Here is a 16,228-nt window from a genome sequence, read left to right as displayed (position 1 = left end):
CGGCAGCGGCAGTCAGATACCTTGGGCTTCGATGTGGCAGGCCAGGTCGACCATGCGGCAGGCGTAACCCATCTCGTTGTCGTACCAGGCGTAGACCTTCAGGAGCGTGCCGTCGGTGACCATGGTGGACAGCGCATCGACGATGCTGCTGCGCGTGTCGCGGGCGTAATCGGCGCTGACCAGCGGGCGCTCTTCATAGCCCAGGATGCCAGCCAGCGGGCCGCGAGCGGCCTCGGCAAACAGGCGGTTCACTTCATCGGCGCTGGTCTCGCGCTTGAGCTCGAACACGCAGTCGGTGAGCGAGGCGTTCAGCACTGGCGCGCGCACGGCGTGGCCGTTGAGCTTGCCCTTCAGTTCAGGGTAGATCAGCGCGATGGCGGTGGCACTGCCCGTGGTGGTGGGCGCCAGGCTCAGCATCGCGCTGCGGGCGCGGCGCAGGTCCTTGTGCGGCGCGTCGACCATCAGGTTGGTGTTGGTCGGGTCGTGGATGGTGGTGATCTGGCCGTGGCGGATGCCGATGCCTTCGTGGACCACCTTCACCACCGGCGCCAGGCAGTTCGTCGTGCACGAAGCCGCCGTGACGATGCGGTGCCGGGCGGGGTCGTACAGATGGTGGTTGATGCCGACGACGATGTTGAGCACGTCGCCCACCTTCACAGGCGCGGCGACGATGACGCGCTTCGCGCCGCGGTCGAGGTGGCCCTGCAGCGTCTCGGGGGTCAGGAACTTGCCGGTGCACTCCAGCACCACGTCCACGCCCGCGTCACCCCACGGGATCTCGGCGGCAGTGGCGTGCGAAGAGAAGCCGAGCCGGCGATCGCCGATGCGGATGGCCGACTCGCCGTCGGCAGCGATGTCGGCGCGCCAGCGGCCTTGCACGCTGTCGAACTGCACCAGGTGCGCGGTAGCGGCGGCACCGCCCTTGAGCTCGTTGAGGTGCACCACCTCCAGCCGGTTACCCGCACGCGGGTCGTCGCTTTGACGCTCGGCTGCGCCCAACGCGGCGCGCAACGCCAGGCGGCCGATCCGGCCCATTCCGTTGATACCCACTCGCATGTCGTCTACCTCGTATCAGTTCCAGCGGAAGCGTCGAATGCTTCCAGCAAGGTGGAAATATACGATTGGCTTGTGACGGAAAGGTGACAGCCACGACCGACCGACTGGCTGACCTCAATTCGCCAGGAAGAGCGCCCCGGCATCGCGCACGATCAGGCCTTCCTTCTCCATCGAAGCCAGCGTGCGGTAGAGCGCCTCGTGGGTCAGGCCAAGGTCGATCGCGAGATCCTTGGCCGTGCCGGGCATCGCGTAGCGGTGCGTGGCACCACTGCCCTCGGTCAGCAGCAGGTGCCGAACTCGCTCGCGCGCGCCCTTCAGGCACAGCCGCTCCACGCGCGTGCGCGCCTGGCGGAGCTGGCGCGAGACGATGGCCAGCCACTGCATGGCGAACTCGGGATCGCGGCGCAACAGCGCTCGCAACTCATCGGAGGGAATCGACGCCACCAAGGCGGGCTGCGACACCACTGCGGTGCAGTGATAGCGCTCGCTGTGCAAGGACGCTTCCGCAAAGAACTCCCCAGCGCGCGCCGCGTGGATGGCGACTTCCTCGCCCCGCGGCCCGAACCGACTCAAGGTCACCCGCCCTTCGGCCAGGAAGTGGACATGCCGTGCCGAGGCACCCATGCGGAAGACGGCTTCTCCCACATCGAAGGTCCGCTCCACCGCGAGGTGAGCCAAGCCCGCCGGCAACTCCGGTCGCGAGGAGGTCATCGAGTGGCAGACTTCTGCAGCATATGATTCAAATCATATGCGCTAGGTTGGCTACTCGGACACCATGGCCTGCTTTCATGGAGACCGGCGCGATGTCGATGTTTCGAGTTCTCAGTGCCTGCGTGATGCTGTCTTTGCCCGCTGTGAGCCCATCCCAGGCCCAGCAGTCCACTGGTCACCAGCACTCGATGACCGATCACGCCAAGCACATGGCTGCGTCGCAAGCTGACGCGCGCCAACTGGTCAGCTTCCCCGAACCCTTGCGCTCGCACACGCTGACCAACATGCGCGACCATCTGCTCGCGCTCGGCGAGATCCAGGAGGCCCTGGCCCGCAGCCAGTTCGACCAAGCGGTGGACATTGCCGAACAGCGCCTGGGCATGTCTTCGCTGAAGCTGCACGGAGCGCACGAGGTTGCGCAGTTCATGCCCAAGGGCATGCAGGATGCGGGGACCGCCATGCACCGGTCGGCGAGCCAGTTCGCCACCATCACCAAGGACGCCTCGGTCACAGGTGACCTGAAACCGGCGCTCGCCGCGCTCGCCAAGGTCAACCAGACCTGCGTCGCCTGCCACGCGGCCTACAGGCTGCACTGATCGGGACGGCTCAAGGCTGGGCTGAACGGCATCAGAGCGGTTGAATCCTGGCAACCACGGGCGGCCTCAAGGCTCGCCGTAAGCAGCCAACTCTCCAGGTCGAAATGGGACCCCGCTTTTTGGTACTTTTTTGGTACCACCATGAAAAAAGCACCTAGCGTTTCCGCCAAGTGCTTGTTTTCCCTACCAAATTTGGTAGGCGCGATTGGACTCGAACCAACGACCCCCACCATGTCAAGGTGGTGCTCTAACCAGCTGAGCTACGCGCCTACTGAAGCCTTGCAGTATAGCAGGCTTCTCGGCCGCTACTTCCGGCGCGCCGCGCGCACGCCGGCCACGCGCGCCACCGCCCCCAGCACCTGGGCCACTCGCGACGCATCGCTGACCTCGACGGTGAAGGTCATCCAGGCGGTACCGCCTCGCGAATCCTTGATGGACTGCGTCTTCACACCAGTGACATTCATCTTCTCCTTGGCAAACACCTCGGTCACGTCGCGCAGCAGGCCCTGGCGATCGCCGGCCTCGACGACCACGTCGACCGGGTACACCGCGACACGGTCACCACGAGGCTCTCCCCACGCGACCGCGATCACTCGCTCCGGCGAGCGCGTCGCCATCTGGCGGAAGTTGCTGCAGTCGGCGCGGTGGATGGCCACGCCCTTGCCGCGCGTCACGTAGCCGCCGATCGCATCGGGCGGTGCCGGTCGGCAGCAGCGCGCCAGGCTGGTCAGCAGCGACTCGACGCCGACGACGAGCACCCCGCCCTGCGGCGTGTGCCCGGGTGCACGCACATGGCGCGCGACGATCGCCTCGTCTTCGCTGGGCGCCGGCTCGGCGGGCCGCAGCAGGCTTTCGATGTTGCGCAGCGAGAACTCGTCCTTGCCAACCACCTCGAACAGCGCATCGGCGTTGCGGAAGCCGAGCTGCGTGGCCAGGTCGTCGAGCTTCATCGCCGTGCGGCCCTCGCGCTGCAGCAGCTTCTCGACCGCCTCGCGGCCGCGCGCGATGGTGTCGCGCTGCGCCAGCGCGTTGAACCAGGCGCGCACCTTGGCCTTGCCGCGCGAACTCTGCAGGAAGCCGAGCTCGGCGTTGAGCCAGTCCAGCGACGGCCCACCCTCCTTGATCGCCGTGACCTCGACCGTCTGCCCGCTGCTCAGCCGCGTGTTCAGCGGCACCATCTGCCCGTCGACCTTGGCGCCGCGGCAGCGGTGGCCGAGGTCGGTGTGCAGCGTGTAGGCGAAGTCGATCGGCGTGGCACCGGTCGGCAGTTCGACCACCGCAGCCTGCGGCGTGAAGACGTAGATGCGGTCGTCGAACACGCCGGTGCCGGCGGGCGCGCCCGGCTCGACGCTGCGCTCCACGAAGTCACGCTCCCAGGCAAGCAGCTGGCGCAGCACGGCCTTGCGCGCCTCGGCCACCTGGGCATCGAAATCGCTGCCGGCGCTGACGCCGGCATAACCCTTGGCGCCTGCTTCCTTGTAGGCCCAGTGCGCAGCGACGCCATGCTCGGCATGCTCGTGCATCGCGCGCGTGCGGATCTGGATCTCCACCGGCCGGCCGTCGGCGTCCATCACCACGGTGTGCAGCGACTGGTAGCCGTTCGGCTTCGGCCGCGCGATGTAGTCGTCGAACTCGCCGGGCACCGCCTGATAGCGCTCGTGGACGCGCGCCAGCACCGCGTAGCAGGCCGGCACGTCGGCGACGATCACGCGCATCGCGCGGATGTCGACCACGCGCGCGAAGTCGAGCCCCTTGCCACGCATCTTTTTCCAGATGCTGTAGAGGTGCTTGGGCCGGCCCTGCACCTCGGCCTTCAGCCCGGCCCGCGCCAGTTCGGCGCCCAGCTCGACGCGGAAGCTCTCGACGCCCTGCTCGCGCTCGACACGTTTCTCGTCGAGCAGCTTCGCCACCTCGCGGTAGTGGTCCGGCTCGAGGAAGCGGAACGACAGGTCCTCGATCTCCCACTTGATCTGCCAGATGCCCAGGCGGTTGGCCAGCGGCGCGAACACCTGCATCGACTCCTCGGCCAGCGCACGCGGGCAGGCCGTCTTGCTGGCGGCATACCAGCGCAGCGTCTGCAGGCGGGACGCGAGGCGCAGCAGCACCACGCGCAGGTCGCGCGAGAAGGCGAGCAGCATCTTGCGCACACGTTCGGTCTGCCCGGCACGCTGCTGCGACTCGACCTGCGCCTCCCGCGCCGCGCGCTGGATCTGCACCAGCCGCCGCGTGTGGTTGACCAGGCTGGCGTAGGACTCGCCGAAGGCCTTGGCCACCACCTCGTCGGGCTTCTGCAGGAAATCGCCCGCGTAGACGAGGTAGGCCGCGGCACGCATCGACGGCGCCGCGCCGATGCCTTGCAGAATCGCCGCCACGCCGTCGGCATGGGCGAGGGCATCCTCGCCGGTGTCGAGCGAGCGCCCGGCGAGCAGCGGCTCGGCGAAGGCGTGCGCGCGCTCCAGCGGCGCGAGGTCGGTCTCGGTCGCCGCGGCATCGGCCACGTCGGCGAGTTGAACGATGGGCGCCGCGTCGTCGCGCGCGTCCAGCAGACTGGTCTTCATGGCGCGAGCAGGAACTCCCTGACGGCGGAGATCTGATCAGGCGCCACCAGCGTCGGCGCATGACCGACGCCGGCGAACTCGATCAGCTGCGCCTTCGGCCCACGCTGAGTCATCGCCTCGGCGGTCGTGTGCGACAGCAGGTCGGACGCGGCGCCGCGCAGCAGCAGGGTCGGGATGCGCAGCGCGTCGTAGCCGGCCCACAGCATGGCTGCGCCGGCACTCGCCTGCTCGGGCGTGACAGCGCGCAGCGGCAGCGCGATCGCCGGGTCGTAGTGCAGCTTGAAGCCATCGCCGTCGGGGCGAAGCATCGGCCGCGTCAGTGCCAGCCATTGCTCGCGCGTGTGAGGGCCAAAACCCGCCGAGATCGACAGCAGGTAGTCCGCCGCCTCGTCCACGCTCGCCCAGCGCAGCGGCTGGCCGAGGTAGGCGCCGATGCGCTGCAGGGCCACCGGCTCGATGGTCGGGCCGACGTCGTTCAGCACGAGCTTCTTCACCGGCGAGTTCGGCAGCGACCCGAGGCCCAGGCCGATCAGCCCGCCCATCGAGGTGCCGACCCAGTGCAGTTCCTCGGCGTCCAGCCGTGCGAGCAGCGTCACCATGTCGGCCACGTAGGCGGGGATCTGGTAGCCCGCCGGGTCGCTCAGCCAGTCGGAGCGGCCACGGCCGGCCACGTCCGGGCAGACCACGCGGTAGCGGTCGCTCATCGCCTGAGCGAAGGTGTCGAAGTCGCGCCCCTGGCGCGCCAGGCCGTGCGCGCAGACCAGCACGCGCGGGTTGGCCGGGTCGCCCCATTCCACGTAGGCCATGCGGTGCAGGCCGCGGGTGCCGAGGCACTGCACGTCGTGCTGTCGAGGTTCAGTCATGTCCGGTTCAGCTGGATCTTCATAATCGATGCTAAGTCAATCGTCGGAGAACCTTCATGCTCAAAGGAAAGACCGCCCTCGTCACCGGCTCCACCAGCGGCATCGGCCTCGGCATCGCCTGCCGGCTCGCTGCCGCGGGCGCCAACGTGGTACTCAACGGCTTCGGCGACGCGGAGGGCCCGAAGGCCGAGGTGGCCGCGGCCGGCAAGCCGCACGGCGTCAAGGTCGGCTACCACGGGGCCGACATGAGCAAGCCGGCGGAGATCGAGGCGATGGTCGCCTATGCCGCCCGCGAGTTCGGCGGCGTCGACATCCTGGTCAACAACGCCGGCATCCAGCATGTCGCCAACGTCGAGGACTTCCCGGTCGAGCGCTGGGACGCGATCATCGCGATCAACCTCAGCTCGGCCTTCCACGCGATGCGCCTGGCCATCCCGGCGATGCGCGCGAAGAACTGGGGCCGCATCGTCAACATCGCCTCGGCACACGGGCTGGTCGCGTCGGCCGGCAAGTCGGCCTACGTGGCGGCCAAGCACGGCATCGTCGGCCTGACCAAGGCCAGCGCGCTGGAACTGGCCACCACCGGCGTGACGGTCAACGCCATCTGCCCCGGCTGGGTGCTGACTCCGCTGGTGCAGAAGCAGGTCGACGCGCGGGCCGCGAGGGACGGCGTCGACAACGAGGAAGCCAAGCGCCGCCTGCTCGGCGAGAAGCAGCCCTCGCTGCAGTTCACCACGCCGGAGCAACTCGGCGACCTGGCGGTGTTCCTCTGTTCGCCGGCCGGCGACAACGTGCGCGGTCAGGCCTGGGCCGTCGACGGTGGCTGGACGGCCCAGTGAGCCCAATCACTTCGTCATCTGCACCGTCCCGTTGACGTTGACCACGATCGGCGCCTTGCCGGCTTCCACCGGCAGCGCTTCGTCGGCCGAGGCCGACATCGCCTTGGCACGAATCATCGGCGCCGGCGAGTAGCCCGGCGGCTCGGACGCGCCGACGTTGACCTCGCGGATCACGTAGCCGCTGTAGCCGAACAACTTGGCGTACTCCGCCGCCTTGGCGCGGTAGCGCGCGATCGCCTGCGCGGTGACCTCGCCTTCGACCTTCTCACGCAGCTCGCGCGACACGCCGTAGCTCACCCGCCCGATCGTCATCGTCGAGATGCGCCCGGTCAGCGCGCCGATCGCCGGCATGTCCTTGCCCTCGATCACCAGTTCGGCGCTGCCCTGCCAGCCGTTGATGCCGCCCTTGGCGGCATAGCGCGGGTAGAGCGAGAAGTTGCCGGTCTGCACCTCGAGCTGACCAGGCTTGGCGGCCTTGCGCGCTTCGGCCAGCGCAGCGTCCAGCGCCTGCTTGAGCTGGGTCTGCACGGTGGTCGCGTCCTGGCCTTCGCGCGTCGTGCTCAGCACGACGTTGAGCAGGTCCTTGGTGACCTCGACGCTGGCGCTGGCGTTGAGCGACACCACGCCCTGCGGCGGCGGCGGCTCGGCCTGCGCTGCGCCTGCGGCGGTGACGGCGGCGATCAGCAGCGGAGCGAACGGTCGTGAACGCATCGGATTCCATCCTCGTGAAGTGAACGACGAAGGCTTATACGCGCACACGGTCTTGACGGGGTGATTGCGGATCGCCAGCCGAGGGGGCAAGATTTGTAACTTATGGTCAGGCCTCCCTAAACGCCTGGGAAAGCCGCGCAGAATCCCGCCTGTTACAAGTTCGGAGTCCCCCGATGGCCACCAATCCCAACCAGCGCCCCGACCGCATCGTCGTCGTCGACGACGATGCGCGCATCCGCGACCTGCTGCGCCGCTACCTGACGCAGGAGGGCTTCGAGGTGCTGCTCGCCGAGGACTCGAAGGCGCTGAACCGCGTGCTGACCCGCGAGACTGTCGACCTGATCGTGCTCGACCTGATGCTGCCCGGCGAGGACGGCCTGTCGATCTGCCGCCGCCTGCGCGCGGCCAACGACGTCACGCCGATCATCATGCTGACCGCCAAGGTGGAAGACGTCGACCGCATCGTCGGCCTCGAGGTCGGCGCCGACGACTATCTGCCCAAGCCCTTCAACCCGCGCGAACTGCTGGCCCGCATCCACGCCGTGCTGCGCCGCCGCCCGACGCTGGAAGCCCCCGGCGCGCCGGCCAAGGAGGCACAAACGGTCACCTTCGGCCCGTTCGAGTTCGACCTCGCGCTGCGCCGCCTGACCAAGGACGGCGAGCAGATCGCGCTGACCACCGGCGAGTTCTCGATGCTCAAGGCGCTGGTGCGCCATCCGCGCCAGCCGCTGTCGCGCGACAAGCTGGCGCAGTTGGCCCGAGGCCGCGAATTCGAGCCCTTCGACCGCAGCCTGGACGTGCAGATCTCGCGCCTGCGCAAGATGATCGAGCCTGATCCTGCGCAGCCGCGCTACATCCAGACGGTGTGGGGCGTGGGCTACGTATTCGTGCCGGACGGCACGGCATGACGAAGCGCCGCCGCCGCGGCAGCACGGCCCCGCTCGTCGGGGCCTTTTTTGCGTCCGATGATTGAACGATGGCCCGCAGCAAAGTCGCCTTCAGCCTGTTCTGGCGCACCTTCTTCCTGCTGGCGCTGCTGCTGGTCGGCGGCGTGTTCGCCTGGACGCAAACCTTTCGCGCGCTCGAGTTCGAACCGCGCGCGGTGCAGGCGGCGCAACAGATCGCCGCGCTGGTGAACCTGGCGCGCACCGCGCTGCAGGCCAGCGACACGATCAACCGCGTTGCGCTGATCAAGAACATGGCCAGGCAGGAGTCGGTGCGGCTGTCGCCGCGCGAGCCCGGCGACAAATGGGAACCCTTCGAGGTCGACCGCTTCTCGAAGGCGATCGGCGCCGAACTGCGCGCCCAGCTGGGGCCCGACACGCTGGTGGCCAGCTCGGTCAACAAGCAACCCGGCCTGTGGGTGGGCTTCACGATCGACAAGGACCCGTACTGGCTGCAGGCCGAGTCCTCGCGCGTCGCCGCGCTGACCTGGAGCACGCTCGGGCTGTGGGGCGGCATCGCGGTGCTGGCCTCGATCTTCGGCTCGGCGCTGATCGCGCGGGCGATCAACCGGCCGCTGCAGGAACTCTCGTTCGCGGCCAGCCGCATCCGCGAGGGCGAGTTCGACTCGGTGCTCGACGAGAACACCATGACCAGCGAGATCCGCCAGGTCAACATGGGCTTCAACCGCATGGCGCGCGAACTCGCCAAGGTCGAGGAAGATCGCGCGGTGATGCTCGCCGGCATCAGCCACGACCTGCGCACGCCGCTGGCCCGCCTGCGGCTGGAAGCGGAGATGAGCGTCAACGACGACGAGGCCAAGCGCAACATGGCCTCCGACATCGACCAGCTCGACGCCATCATCGACAAGTTCATGGACTACGCCCGCCCCGGCGATGTCCGGCTGGTGCCGGTGCACCTGTCCAGCCTGGTCGACCGCGAGATGGCGGCCTTCCGCGACACCAGCCAGATCCGCATCACCGCGCGCGTGGCGATCGACACCAAGGTGATGGCCGACGAGACCGAACTCGGCCGCGTGCTGCAGAACCTGTTCGAGAACGCGCGCCGCTATGGCCGCAGCACCGACACCGGCATCGCCCGCGTGGTGGTGACCTACGCGCGCACCGGGCCCTGGGTGATCCTCAGCGTGCGCGACCACGGCCCGGGCGTCGACCCGGCCAAGCTCGGCCAGCTGACCACGCCCTTCTTCCGTGGCGATGCGGCACGCACCGCGGCCACCGGCGCCGGCCTGGGGCTGGCGATCGTCGAGAAGGCGGTGCAGCGCATGGGCGGCAGCTTCGAGGTCACCAACGCGCCCGAGGGCGGGCTGGTGGCGCACATCCGGCTGAAGAAGGCCCCCTGACTCGCCGGCTCAAGCCGGAACGATCGGCCGGCGCAAGGTGTAGAGCAGGCAGACCGCGCGCGCCTCGATCGACTGGCCCTCGCCGACCGGGCCGAGGCCTTCGGCCGTCTTCGCCTTCACGCTGACCTGCTCGATCTTGATCGCCAGCGCCTGCGCGATGCGCTGGCGCATCGCCAGGATGTGCGGCGCCATCTTCGGCGCCTGCGCAATGATGGTGCTGTCGACATTGGCGACCAGCCAGCCGGCCTGCTGAACGCGGCGTCCGGCTTCGGCCAGCAGCGCCAGGGAATCGGCGCCGCGAAAGCGTTCGTCGGTGTCGGGAAAGTGGTGGCCGATGTCGCCCAGCGCCACCGCACCGAAGATGGCGTCGGTGATCGCGTGGCACAGCGCGTCGGCGTCGGAGTGGCCGAACAGGCCGTGGCTGTGCGGGATCGTCACGCCGCCGAGCACCAGCGGGCGGCCTTCGACGAGCCGGTGGCTGTCCCAGCCCTCGCCGATGCGGATGTGAGGCAGGTTCATGGGTTTGCTTTCGTGCGCGCCGCCAGCACACGCTCGGCCAGCATGAAGTCGGAGGGCCAGGTGACTTTCAGGTTCGCCGCGTCGCCCTCGATCAGCAGCGGCCGCAGTCCCAGCGCTTCGATCGCGCTGGCGTCGTCCGTCACCGCCGTGCCGGCACGCACCAGCGCCTCGCGCAGCAGGCCGATGCGGAACATCTGCGGCGTCTGCGCGGCCCACTTGTCGCTGCGCGGCAGCGTTTCGGCGACGCGGCCGTCTTCGGCTCGCTTGAGCGTGTCGGCCACCGGCAGCGCCAGCAGGCCGCCGACCTCATCGGCGAGGCAGGCATCGATCAGCCGGTCGACCCATTCGGGGCGGACGAGGCAGCGCGCGGCGTCGTGCACCAGCACCCAGTCCTGCGGCCGCGCGCCGCGCGCGAGCAACTCTTCCAGGCCGCCAGCCACCGTGTCGGCGCGCTGCACACCGCCGCGGCGGCAGACCCAGCCGCGCTCGCCCGCAAAACCCGGCACATGCTGCTCGAAGACTGCGTCCTCGGACGCCAGCACGACCAGCGTGGCAGCCAGGCGCGGCACCTCGGCCAGCGCCGCCAGCGTGTGCGCCACCATGGCCCGGCCGGCGATGTTCACGTACTGCTTGGGCAACGCGGCACCGGAGCGCGAACCCACGCCGGCACAGGGCAGCAGCGCGTAGCAGCGTGGGGTGGAGGCTTCGGTCATGCGGGGCGGGAAGTGGGAGCGAATTGTATGATTCGTACCGTGCATCGCCCCGTCGGGAGGACCTCGCGGGGCGTTTTGCTTTGGCACCGTCCGAACCGATGCAGATTCCCGCCATAACGCCCGGCAAGCGCTTCACCCTGCCCCGCCCGCTGGGCTCGGCAGACGCGCTGCTGCTCGCTCGCTTCGCGCAGGCGCAGGCCGCGCAGAAGAAGCTCGTCGCCATCGTCAGCGCCGAGCCAGCCGACACGCAGCGCCTCGAAGGCGAACTGGCCTTCTTCGCGCCGGAGCTGCGCATCGCCGTCTTCCCCGACTGGGAGACGCTGCCCTACGACACCTTCTCGCCGCACCAGGACCTGATCTCAGAGCGGCTGGCCACGCTGTGGCGCATCCGCCAAGGCGATGTCGATGTGGTGCTGCTGCCGGCGTCGACCGCACTGGTGCGTCTGGCGCCGCCGAGCTTCCTCGCCGCCTACACCTTCCACTTCAAGCAGAAGCAGCGGCTCGACGAAGCGGCGCTGAAGAGCCAGCTCACCCTGGCCGGCTACACACACGTCAGCCAGGTGGTCTCGCCGGGCGAGTACGCGGTGCGCGGCGGGCTGATCGACCTGTTCCCGATGGGCTCGGCGGTGCCCTACCGCGTCGACCTGTTCGGCGACGAGGTCGACTCGATCCGCACCTTCGATCCCGATTCGCAGCGCAGCCTCTACCCGGTGCCGGAAGTGCGGCTGCTGCCCGGCCGCGAGTTCCCGATGGACGAGGACGCGCGCGCCGCCTTCCGCGCGCGCTGGCGCGAGAAGATGGAGGGCGACCCGACCAAGGTGCGCCTGTACAAGGACATCGGCACCGGCATCGCCACCGCGGGCATCGAGTACTACCTGCCCCTGTTCTTCGACCAGACCGCGACCATCTTCGACTACCTTGGTGAGAGCGCCATGCTGACGCTGCACGGCGAGGTCGACGAGGCGCTGAACCGCTTCTGGACCGACACGCGCGAGCGGCACCGCTTCCTGCAGCACGACAAGGAGCGGCCGATCCTGCCGCCGGAAGACCTGTTCCTGCGCGACGAGGACTTCTTCGCCCGCGCCAATGCGCTGGCGACGCTGGCCTTGCGCGGCAGGGAGCCGGTGGACTGGGCAAGGCCCCTGCCCGACCTCAGCGTGGACCGCGGCGCGCCCGAGCCGCTGGCGCGGCTGCAGCAGCATGTGCAGAGCACCACGCACCGCGTGCTGATCGTCGCCGAGAGCGACGGCCGCCGCGAGAGCCTGCTCGAACTGCTGCGCGACAACAAGATCGAGCCGCCGACGGTGGCAAGCCTCGCCGAGTTCGAGGCCGGCGACGAACATTTTGCGATCAGCGTCGCGCCGCTCGCAGTGGGCTTCTTCTGGCACGAGCCGGCTGGCACAGGAAGCGACGGCCAAGCCGTCGCGGGCCGAACGATCCAGTTCGTCACCGAGACCGAACTCTTCGCCACCTCGCCGACCGCACGCCGGCGCCGCAAGCAGGAGCAGGTCAGCGACGTCAACGCGCTGATCAAGGACCTGTCGGAGCTGAAGGTCGGCGACCCGGTGGTGCACGTCAACCACGGCATCGGCCGCTATGTCGGCTTGATGAACATCGATCTTGGCGACGGGCCGAGCGAGTTCCTTCATCTGGAGTACGCCGACAAGGCGACGCTCTACGTACCGGTCGCGCAGCTGCACCTGATCGCACGCTACACCGGCGTGAGCCCGGAGGAAGCGCCGCTGCACCGGCTCGGCTCCGGCCAGTGGGACAAGGCCAAGCGCCGTGCCGCCGAGCAGGTGCGCGACACCGCCGCCGAACTGCTCAACCTCTACGCCCGCCGTGCCGCACGCGAGGGCCACCCGTTCCGCTTCCAGCCGCACGACTACGAGGCCTTCGCGGCAAGCTTCGGGTTCGAGGAGACGCCCGACCAGCAGGCCGCCATCCATGCGGTGATTCAAGACATGGTGTCACCCAAGCCCATGGACCGCCTGGTCTGTGGCGACGTCGGCTTCGGCAAGACCGAGGTCGCGTTGCGTGCTGCTTTCGTCGCGGTGACGGGCGGCAAGCAGGTGGCCATCCTGGCGCCGACGACGCTGCTGGCCGAGCAGCACTACCAGAACATCGCCGACCGCTTCGGCAAGTGGCCGGTGAAGGTGGCCGAGCTGTCGCGCTTCCGCTCGCCCAAGGAGGTGAAGGCGGCGCTGGAAGGCATCGAGGACGGCACCATCGACATCGTCGTCGGCACGCACAAGCTGCTGTCGCAGACGGTCAAGTTCAAGCGCCTTGGCCTGCTGGTCATCGACGAGGAGCACCGCTTCGGCGTGCGCCACAAGGAGGCGATCAAGGCGCTGCGCGCCGAGGTCGACGTGCTGACGCTGACCGCGACGCCGATCCCGCGCACGCTCGGCATGGCGCTGGAGGGCCTGCGCGACCTCAGCGTCATCGCTACCGCGCCGCAGCGCCGGCTGGCGATCAAGACCTTCGTGCGCAACGAGAGCAGCGGCACGATCCGCGAGGCGGTGCTGCGCGAGCTCAAGCGCGGCGGGCAGGTGTACTTCCTGCACAACGAGGTCGACACCATCGTCGCGCGCCGCGACAAACTGGCCGAACTGCTGCCCGAGGCGCGCATCGCCATCGCCCATGGCCAGATGCCCGAGCGCGAGCTCGAGCACGTGATGCGCGACTTCGTCGCCCAGCGCTACAACCTGCTGCTGTGCTCGACCATCATCGAGACCGGCATCGACGTGCCGAGCGCCAACACCATCGTCATCAGCCGCGCCGACAAGTTCGGCCTGGCGCAGCTGCACCAGCTGCGCGGGCGCGTCGGCCGCTCCCACCACCAGGCCTACGCCTATCTGCTGGTGCCCGACGTCGAGGGCCTGACCAAGCAGGCGGCGCAGCGCCTGGAGGCGATCCAGCAGATGGAGGAACTCGGCAGCGGCTTCTACCTCGCGATGCACGACCTGGAGATTCGCGGCGCCGGCGAGGTGCTGGGCGAGAACCAGAGCGGCAACATGATGGAAGTCGGCTTCCAGCTCTACAACGAGATGCTCGGCGAAGCGGTGCGCTCGCTGAAGGCCGGTCGCGAGCCCGACCTGCTGTCACCGCTGTCGGCCGCCACCGAGATCAACCTGCACGCCCCCGCGCTGTTGCCCGACGCCTACTGCGGCGACGTGCACACCCGCCTGAGCCTCTACAAGCGCCTGGCCACGGCCGAGAAGCCCGAGCAGATCGACGCCATGCTGGAGGAGATCACCGATCGCTTCGGCAAGCTGCCGCCGCAGGGCCAGACGCTGTTCGACGTGCACCGCCTGCGCGTGCTGGCCAAGCCTTACGGCGTGGTCAAGGTCGACGCAGCGCCGAAGCTGATGGTCATCAGCTTCCGCCCCAACCCGCCGGTGGATGCGATGAAGATCATCGAGCTGGTGCAGAAGAACCGCCACATCAAGCTGGCCGGCAACGACAAGCTGCGCATCGAGCGCGACACGCCGGAGCCGAAGGACCGGGCGCAGCTGATCAGGGATGTGCTCCGCTCGCTGGGCAAACCGGTCGCCGCGGTGAACTGATCCGGGCGGCCGCGCCACGGCCCGCGATCACGACGCCTTGCGTTTCAAGGCCAGGGACTGTTTTCCAGGCTCGTCCTGCGGGCCACAGGCGCCGTCGAGCTTGTCGGTGGCAAGCGTCAAGATGCACGTCCAGGTGACGGACTCTCCATCGGCTGCGTCGACGGCATACGAGAACGTGAACTTGCTTTCCTCGAAGGTCGCGCTGGTCTGGATGCGCTTCTCGTCCGTCGCGTCGAAGACCACCTGAAGCTGCTCGCCCGCCTTGGAGATGACGTAGTCCGCCTGCTCGTCGGTGGTCTGCCAGGTTCCCACGATCGAGTCCTGCGCCCAGATGACCAGCGCCGCCACGACCGCGACGACCGCGCCCGCGCCGATCAGGATGCCCTTGCGCATGGACCCCGACGCCGCGGCCGGCAACGGGACGGACGCCACGGGCTGCGGCGCAGTCGCCGTCGCGCGGCCCTGCGCTTGCATGCCGTTCAGCCGCGCCAGCGACTCCGCCAGCCGCGCCACGTCGCTCTTCCAGCGTGCATCCTCGACGGCCAGCGCCTGCCGGCGAACCAGCGGGCGAAGATCCTCGGGCAGCTCCGCGTCCGACGGCAACTGCGCGCCGTCGATCAGCACCGGCACGACGCGGATGCCGCGCTTCAGCGCGGTGACGATCTCGATGCGAATCCAGTCATTCGGATGGTCGAGCCGGCGCTGCCCTTGCGCATCGGCGACCGTCAGCCATTGCCGACCGATCAGCACCAGCATGACTTCGCAGTTCTCCAGGGCCTGGTTCAGGGCCTGCTCGAAGTCGACACCCAGCTCGATCTTCTCGATGTCGCGGAAGATCCGCTCGGCGCCGAGCTGATCGCTGAGATCGTCCGCCAGGCGGCCTGCGGCCTGCCGTGTGTCGTCGCGCCGATAGCTGATGAAGATGCCTGCGTTCATGAAGGTGCCTCCGGGCGCGGATGTTCCGCACCCCATTGACACCTGTCAATGACACATTCCCCCCAGGTCCTGCGCCGGGAAGTCTGATCTGCCGCAAATCGGTTCACCTGCAGCAACACGCGCGCAGCAGGGCGGACACCGACCGAAGTCAACATCGAGTCATCCCCAGGAGATGACACCATGAAGCTGCAGAGAGACTGGATCACCCCGATCACGATGGGCGCCTTCGCCTTGCTGGCCGTCACCGGCGTGCTGATGTTCTTCCACATCGACAGCGGACTGAACGAGACCGCGCACCAGTGGCTGAGCTGGGTGCTGATCGGCGGCGTGGCGCTGCACGCCGCGGTCAACTGGCCCGGCGTGCGCCGCCACCTCGCCGGCTGGCGCGGCCGCGCGGCGCTGGGGCTGTTCGCGCTGCTGCTGGCGGCCTCCTTCGTGCCGCTCGGCGGTTCCGGCGAGCCGCCCTTCGTGCCGCCGCTGCGCGCCCTGGCCGATGCGCCGCTGCCGGTGCTTGCGCAGGTGGCGAAGACCACGCCCGAGCAAATGCGCCAGCGCTTGCTCGGCGCCGGGCTGAAGCCTGCGAGCGATGCAGACACCGTGCACGGTCTCGTCGGCGACGACACAAGGGCGCAGATCCGCGTGCTCTCGCAGGTGGTCGCCGCACGATGACAGGCGCATCGGCCGGGTAACATCCACGCCGATGTCTGCCACCGAACACGCTCCCGGCCTCTTCGTCCGCGGCTTCGTGCCGCCGCTGCGACTGGCCGACTTCCGGCTGGTCGCCTTCGACATGGACTCGACGCTGATCAACATCGAGTGCGTCGACGAGATCGCCGATGCGGCCGGCCGCAA

At 68.8% G+C, this 16,228-nt stretch carries 14 protein-coding genes, 1 tRNA gene and 1 pseudogene; 7 read left to right on the top strand and 9 right to left on the bottom strand.

What is annotated here, in order from left to right; translation table 11 throughout:
• Positions 1-12: 12 nt before the first annotated feature.
• Positions 13-1,056 carry an ArsJ-associated glyceraldehyde-3-phosphate dehydrogenase gene (locus AAG801_RS18870; RefSeq protein WP_341889727.1) on the bottom strand — a complete coding sequence of 348 codons (1,044 nt, stop codon included), beginning with the start codon at positions 1,054-1,056 and terminating at the stop codon, positions 13-15.
• A 114-nt stretch (positions 1,057-1,170) separates the two neighbouring features.
• Complete coding sequence (locus tag AAG801_RS18865; protein ID WP_341889726.1) at positions 1,171-1,767, bottom strand: Crp/Fnr family transcriptional regulator; 597 nt, start codon at positions 1,765-1,767, stop codon at positions 1,171-1,173.
• 77 nt (positions 1,768-1,844) lie between these two features.
• On the opposite strand from AAG801_RS18865, the gene AAG801_RS18860 reads away from it, so the two are divergent.
• Positions 1,845-2,363, top strand: a complete 519-nt coding sequence (locus AAG801_RS18860) for a hypothetical protein (protein WP_341889725.1) — start codon at positions 1,845-1,847, stop codon at positions 2,361-2,363.
• Positions 2,364-2,556: 193 nt separating this feature from the next.
• Here AAG801_RS18860 and AAG801_RS18855 read toward each other — a convergent pair.
• The 3 genes from AAG801_RS18855 to AAG801_RS18845 all read right to left on the bottom strand — a co-directional run bounded on the left by AAG801_RS18855 (position 2,557) and on the right by AAG801_RS18845 (position 5,784).
• Positions 2,557-2,633, bottom strand: a tRNA-Val gene (locus tag AAG801_RS18855).
• A gap of 35 nt (positions 2,634-2,668) precedes the next feature.
• Positions 2,669-4,921, bottom strand: a complete 2,253-nt coding sequence (locus AAG801_RS18850; RefSeq protein WP_341889724.1) for a bifunctional (p)ppGpp synthetase/guanosine-3',5'-bis(diphosphate) 3'-pyrophosphohydrolase — start codon at positions 4,919-4,921, stop codon at positions 2,669-2,671.
• Positions 4,918-5,784: an alpha/beta hydrolase gene (locus AAG801_RS18845; RefSeq protein WP_341889723.1), complete on the bottom strand. Its 867-nt coding sequence runs from the start codon at positions 5,782-5,784 to the stop codon at positions 4,918-4,920. Before AAG801_RS18845 ends, AAG801_RS18850 begins: the two co-directional genes overlap by 4 nt.
• 56 nt (positions 5,785-5,840) lie before the next feature.
• Between AAG801_RS18845 and AAG801_RS18840 the strand changes: the two genes are divergently transcribed.
• Positions 5,841-6,623 carry a 3-hydroxybutyrate dehydrogenase gene (locus tag AAG801_RS18840; RefSeq protein ID WP_341889722.1) on the top strand — a complete coding sequence of 261 codons (783 nt, stop codon included), beginning with the start codon at positions 5,841-5,843 and terminating at the stop codon, positions 6,621-6,623.
• 6 nt (positions 6,624-6,629) lie between these two features.
• On the opposite strand, the gene AAG801_RS18835 is transcribed toward AAG801_RS18840, so the two are convergent.
• On the bottom strand, positions 6,630-7,334 hold the full coding sequence (locus tag AAG801_RS18835; RefSeq protein ID WP_341889721.1) for an SIMPL domain-containing protein: 705 nt from the start codon (positions 7,332-7,334) through the stop codon (positions 6,630-6,632).
• Positions 7,335-7,507: 173 nt separating this feature from the next.
• Between AAG801_RS18835 and ompR the strand changes: the two genes are divergently transcribed.
• Positions 7,508-8,242, top strand: a complete 735-nt coding sequence (ompR, locus tag AAG801_RS18830; RefSeq protein ID WP_341889720.1) for a two-component system response regulator OmpR — start codon at positions 7,508-7,510, stop codon at positions 8,240-8,242.
• Between the two features lie 68 nt (positions 8,243-8,310).
• Positions 8,311-9,639: an ATP-binding protein gene (locus AAG801_RS18825; protein WP_341889719.1), complete on the top strand. Its 1,329-nt coding sequence runs from the start codon at positions 8,311-8,313 to the stop codon at positions 9,637-9,639.
• Between the two features lie 9 nt (positions 9,640-9,648).
• On the opposite strand, the gene ispF is transcribed toward AAG801_RS18825, so the two are convergent.
• The gene (gene ispF / locus AAG801_RS18820) at positions 9,649-10,158 is read right to left on the bottom strand and encodes a 2-C-methyl-D-erythritol 2,4-cyclodiphosphate synthase (protein ID WP_341889718.1); all 510 of its coding nucleotides are present in this window, start codon (positions 10,156-10,158) and stop codon (positions 9,649-9,651) included.
• Positions 10,155-10,871 carry a 2-C-methyl-D-erythritol 4-phosphate cytidylyltransferase gene (ispD, locus tag AAG801_RS18815; protein WP_341889717.1) on the bottom strand — a complete coding sequence of 239 codons (717 nt, stop codon included), beginning with the start codon at positions 10,869-10,871 and terminating at the stop codon, positions 10,155-10,157. Before ispD ends, ispF begins: the two co-directional genes overlap by 4 nt.
• Positions 10,872-10,969: 98 nt before the next feature.
• Here ispD and mfd point away from each other — a divergent pair, with 98 nt between their 5' ends.
• Positions 10,970-14,440 carry a transcription-repair coupling factor gene (gene mfd / locus AAG801_RS18810; protein ID WP_341889716.1) on the top strand — a complete coding sequence of 1,157 codons (3,471 nt, stop codon included), beginning with the start codon at positions 10,970-10,972 and terminating at the stop codon, positions 14,438-14,440.
• Positions 14,441-14,467: 27 nt separating this feature from the next.
• Here mfd and AAG801_RS18805 read toward each other — a convergent pair whose 3' ends face one another.
• The gene (locus tag AAG801_RS18805; protein WP_341889715.1) at positions 14,468-15,376 is read right to left on the bottom strand and encodes a toll/interleukin-1 receptor domain-containing protein; all 909 of its coding nucleotides are present in this window, start codon (positions 15,374-15,376) and stop codon (positions 14,468-14,470) included.
• Positions 15,377-15,556: 180 nt separating this feature from the next.
• On the opposite strand from AAG801_RS18805, the gene AAG801_RS18800 reads away from it, so the two are divergent.
• Positions 15,557-16,045, top strand: a complete 489-nt coding sequence (locus tag AAG801_RS18800; RefSeq protein ID WP_341889714.1) for a DUF4405 domain-containing protein — start codon at positions 15,557-15,559, stop codon at positions 16,043-16,045.
• 31 nt (positions 16,046-16,076) lie between these two features.
• A pseudogene (locus tag AAG801_RS18795) lies at positions 16,077-16,228 on the top strand (phosphoserine phosphatase SerB); the annotation flags it as partial.

It is taken from the genome of Variovorax sp. YR752 (genome assembly GCF_943372545.1).
The sequence above is the reverse complement of the archived record's forward strand: the minus strand, read 5'-3'. Positions and strand labels throughout refer to the sequence as shown.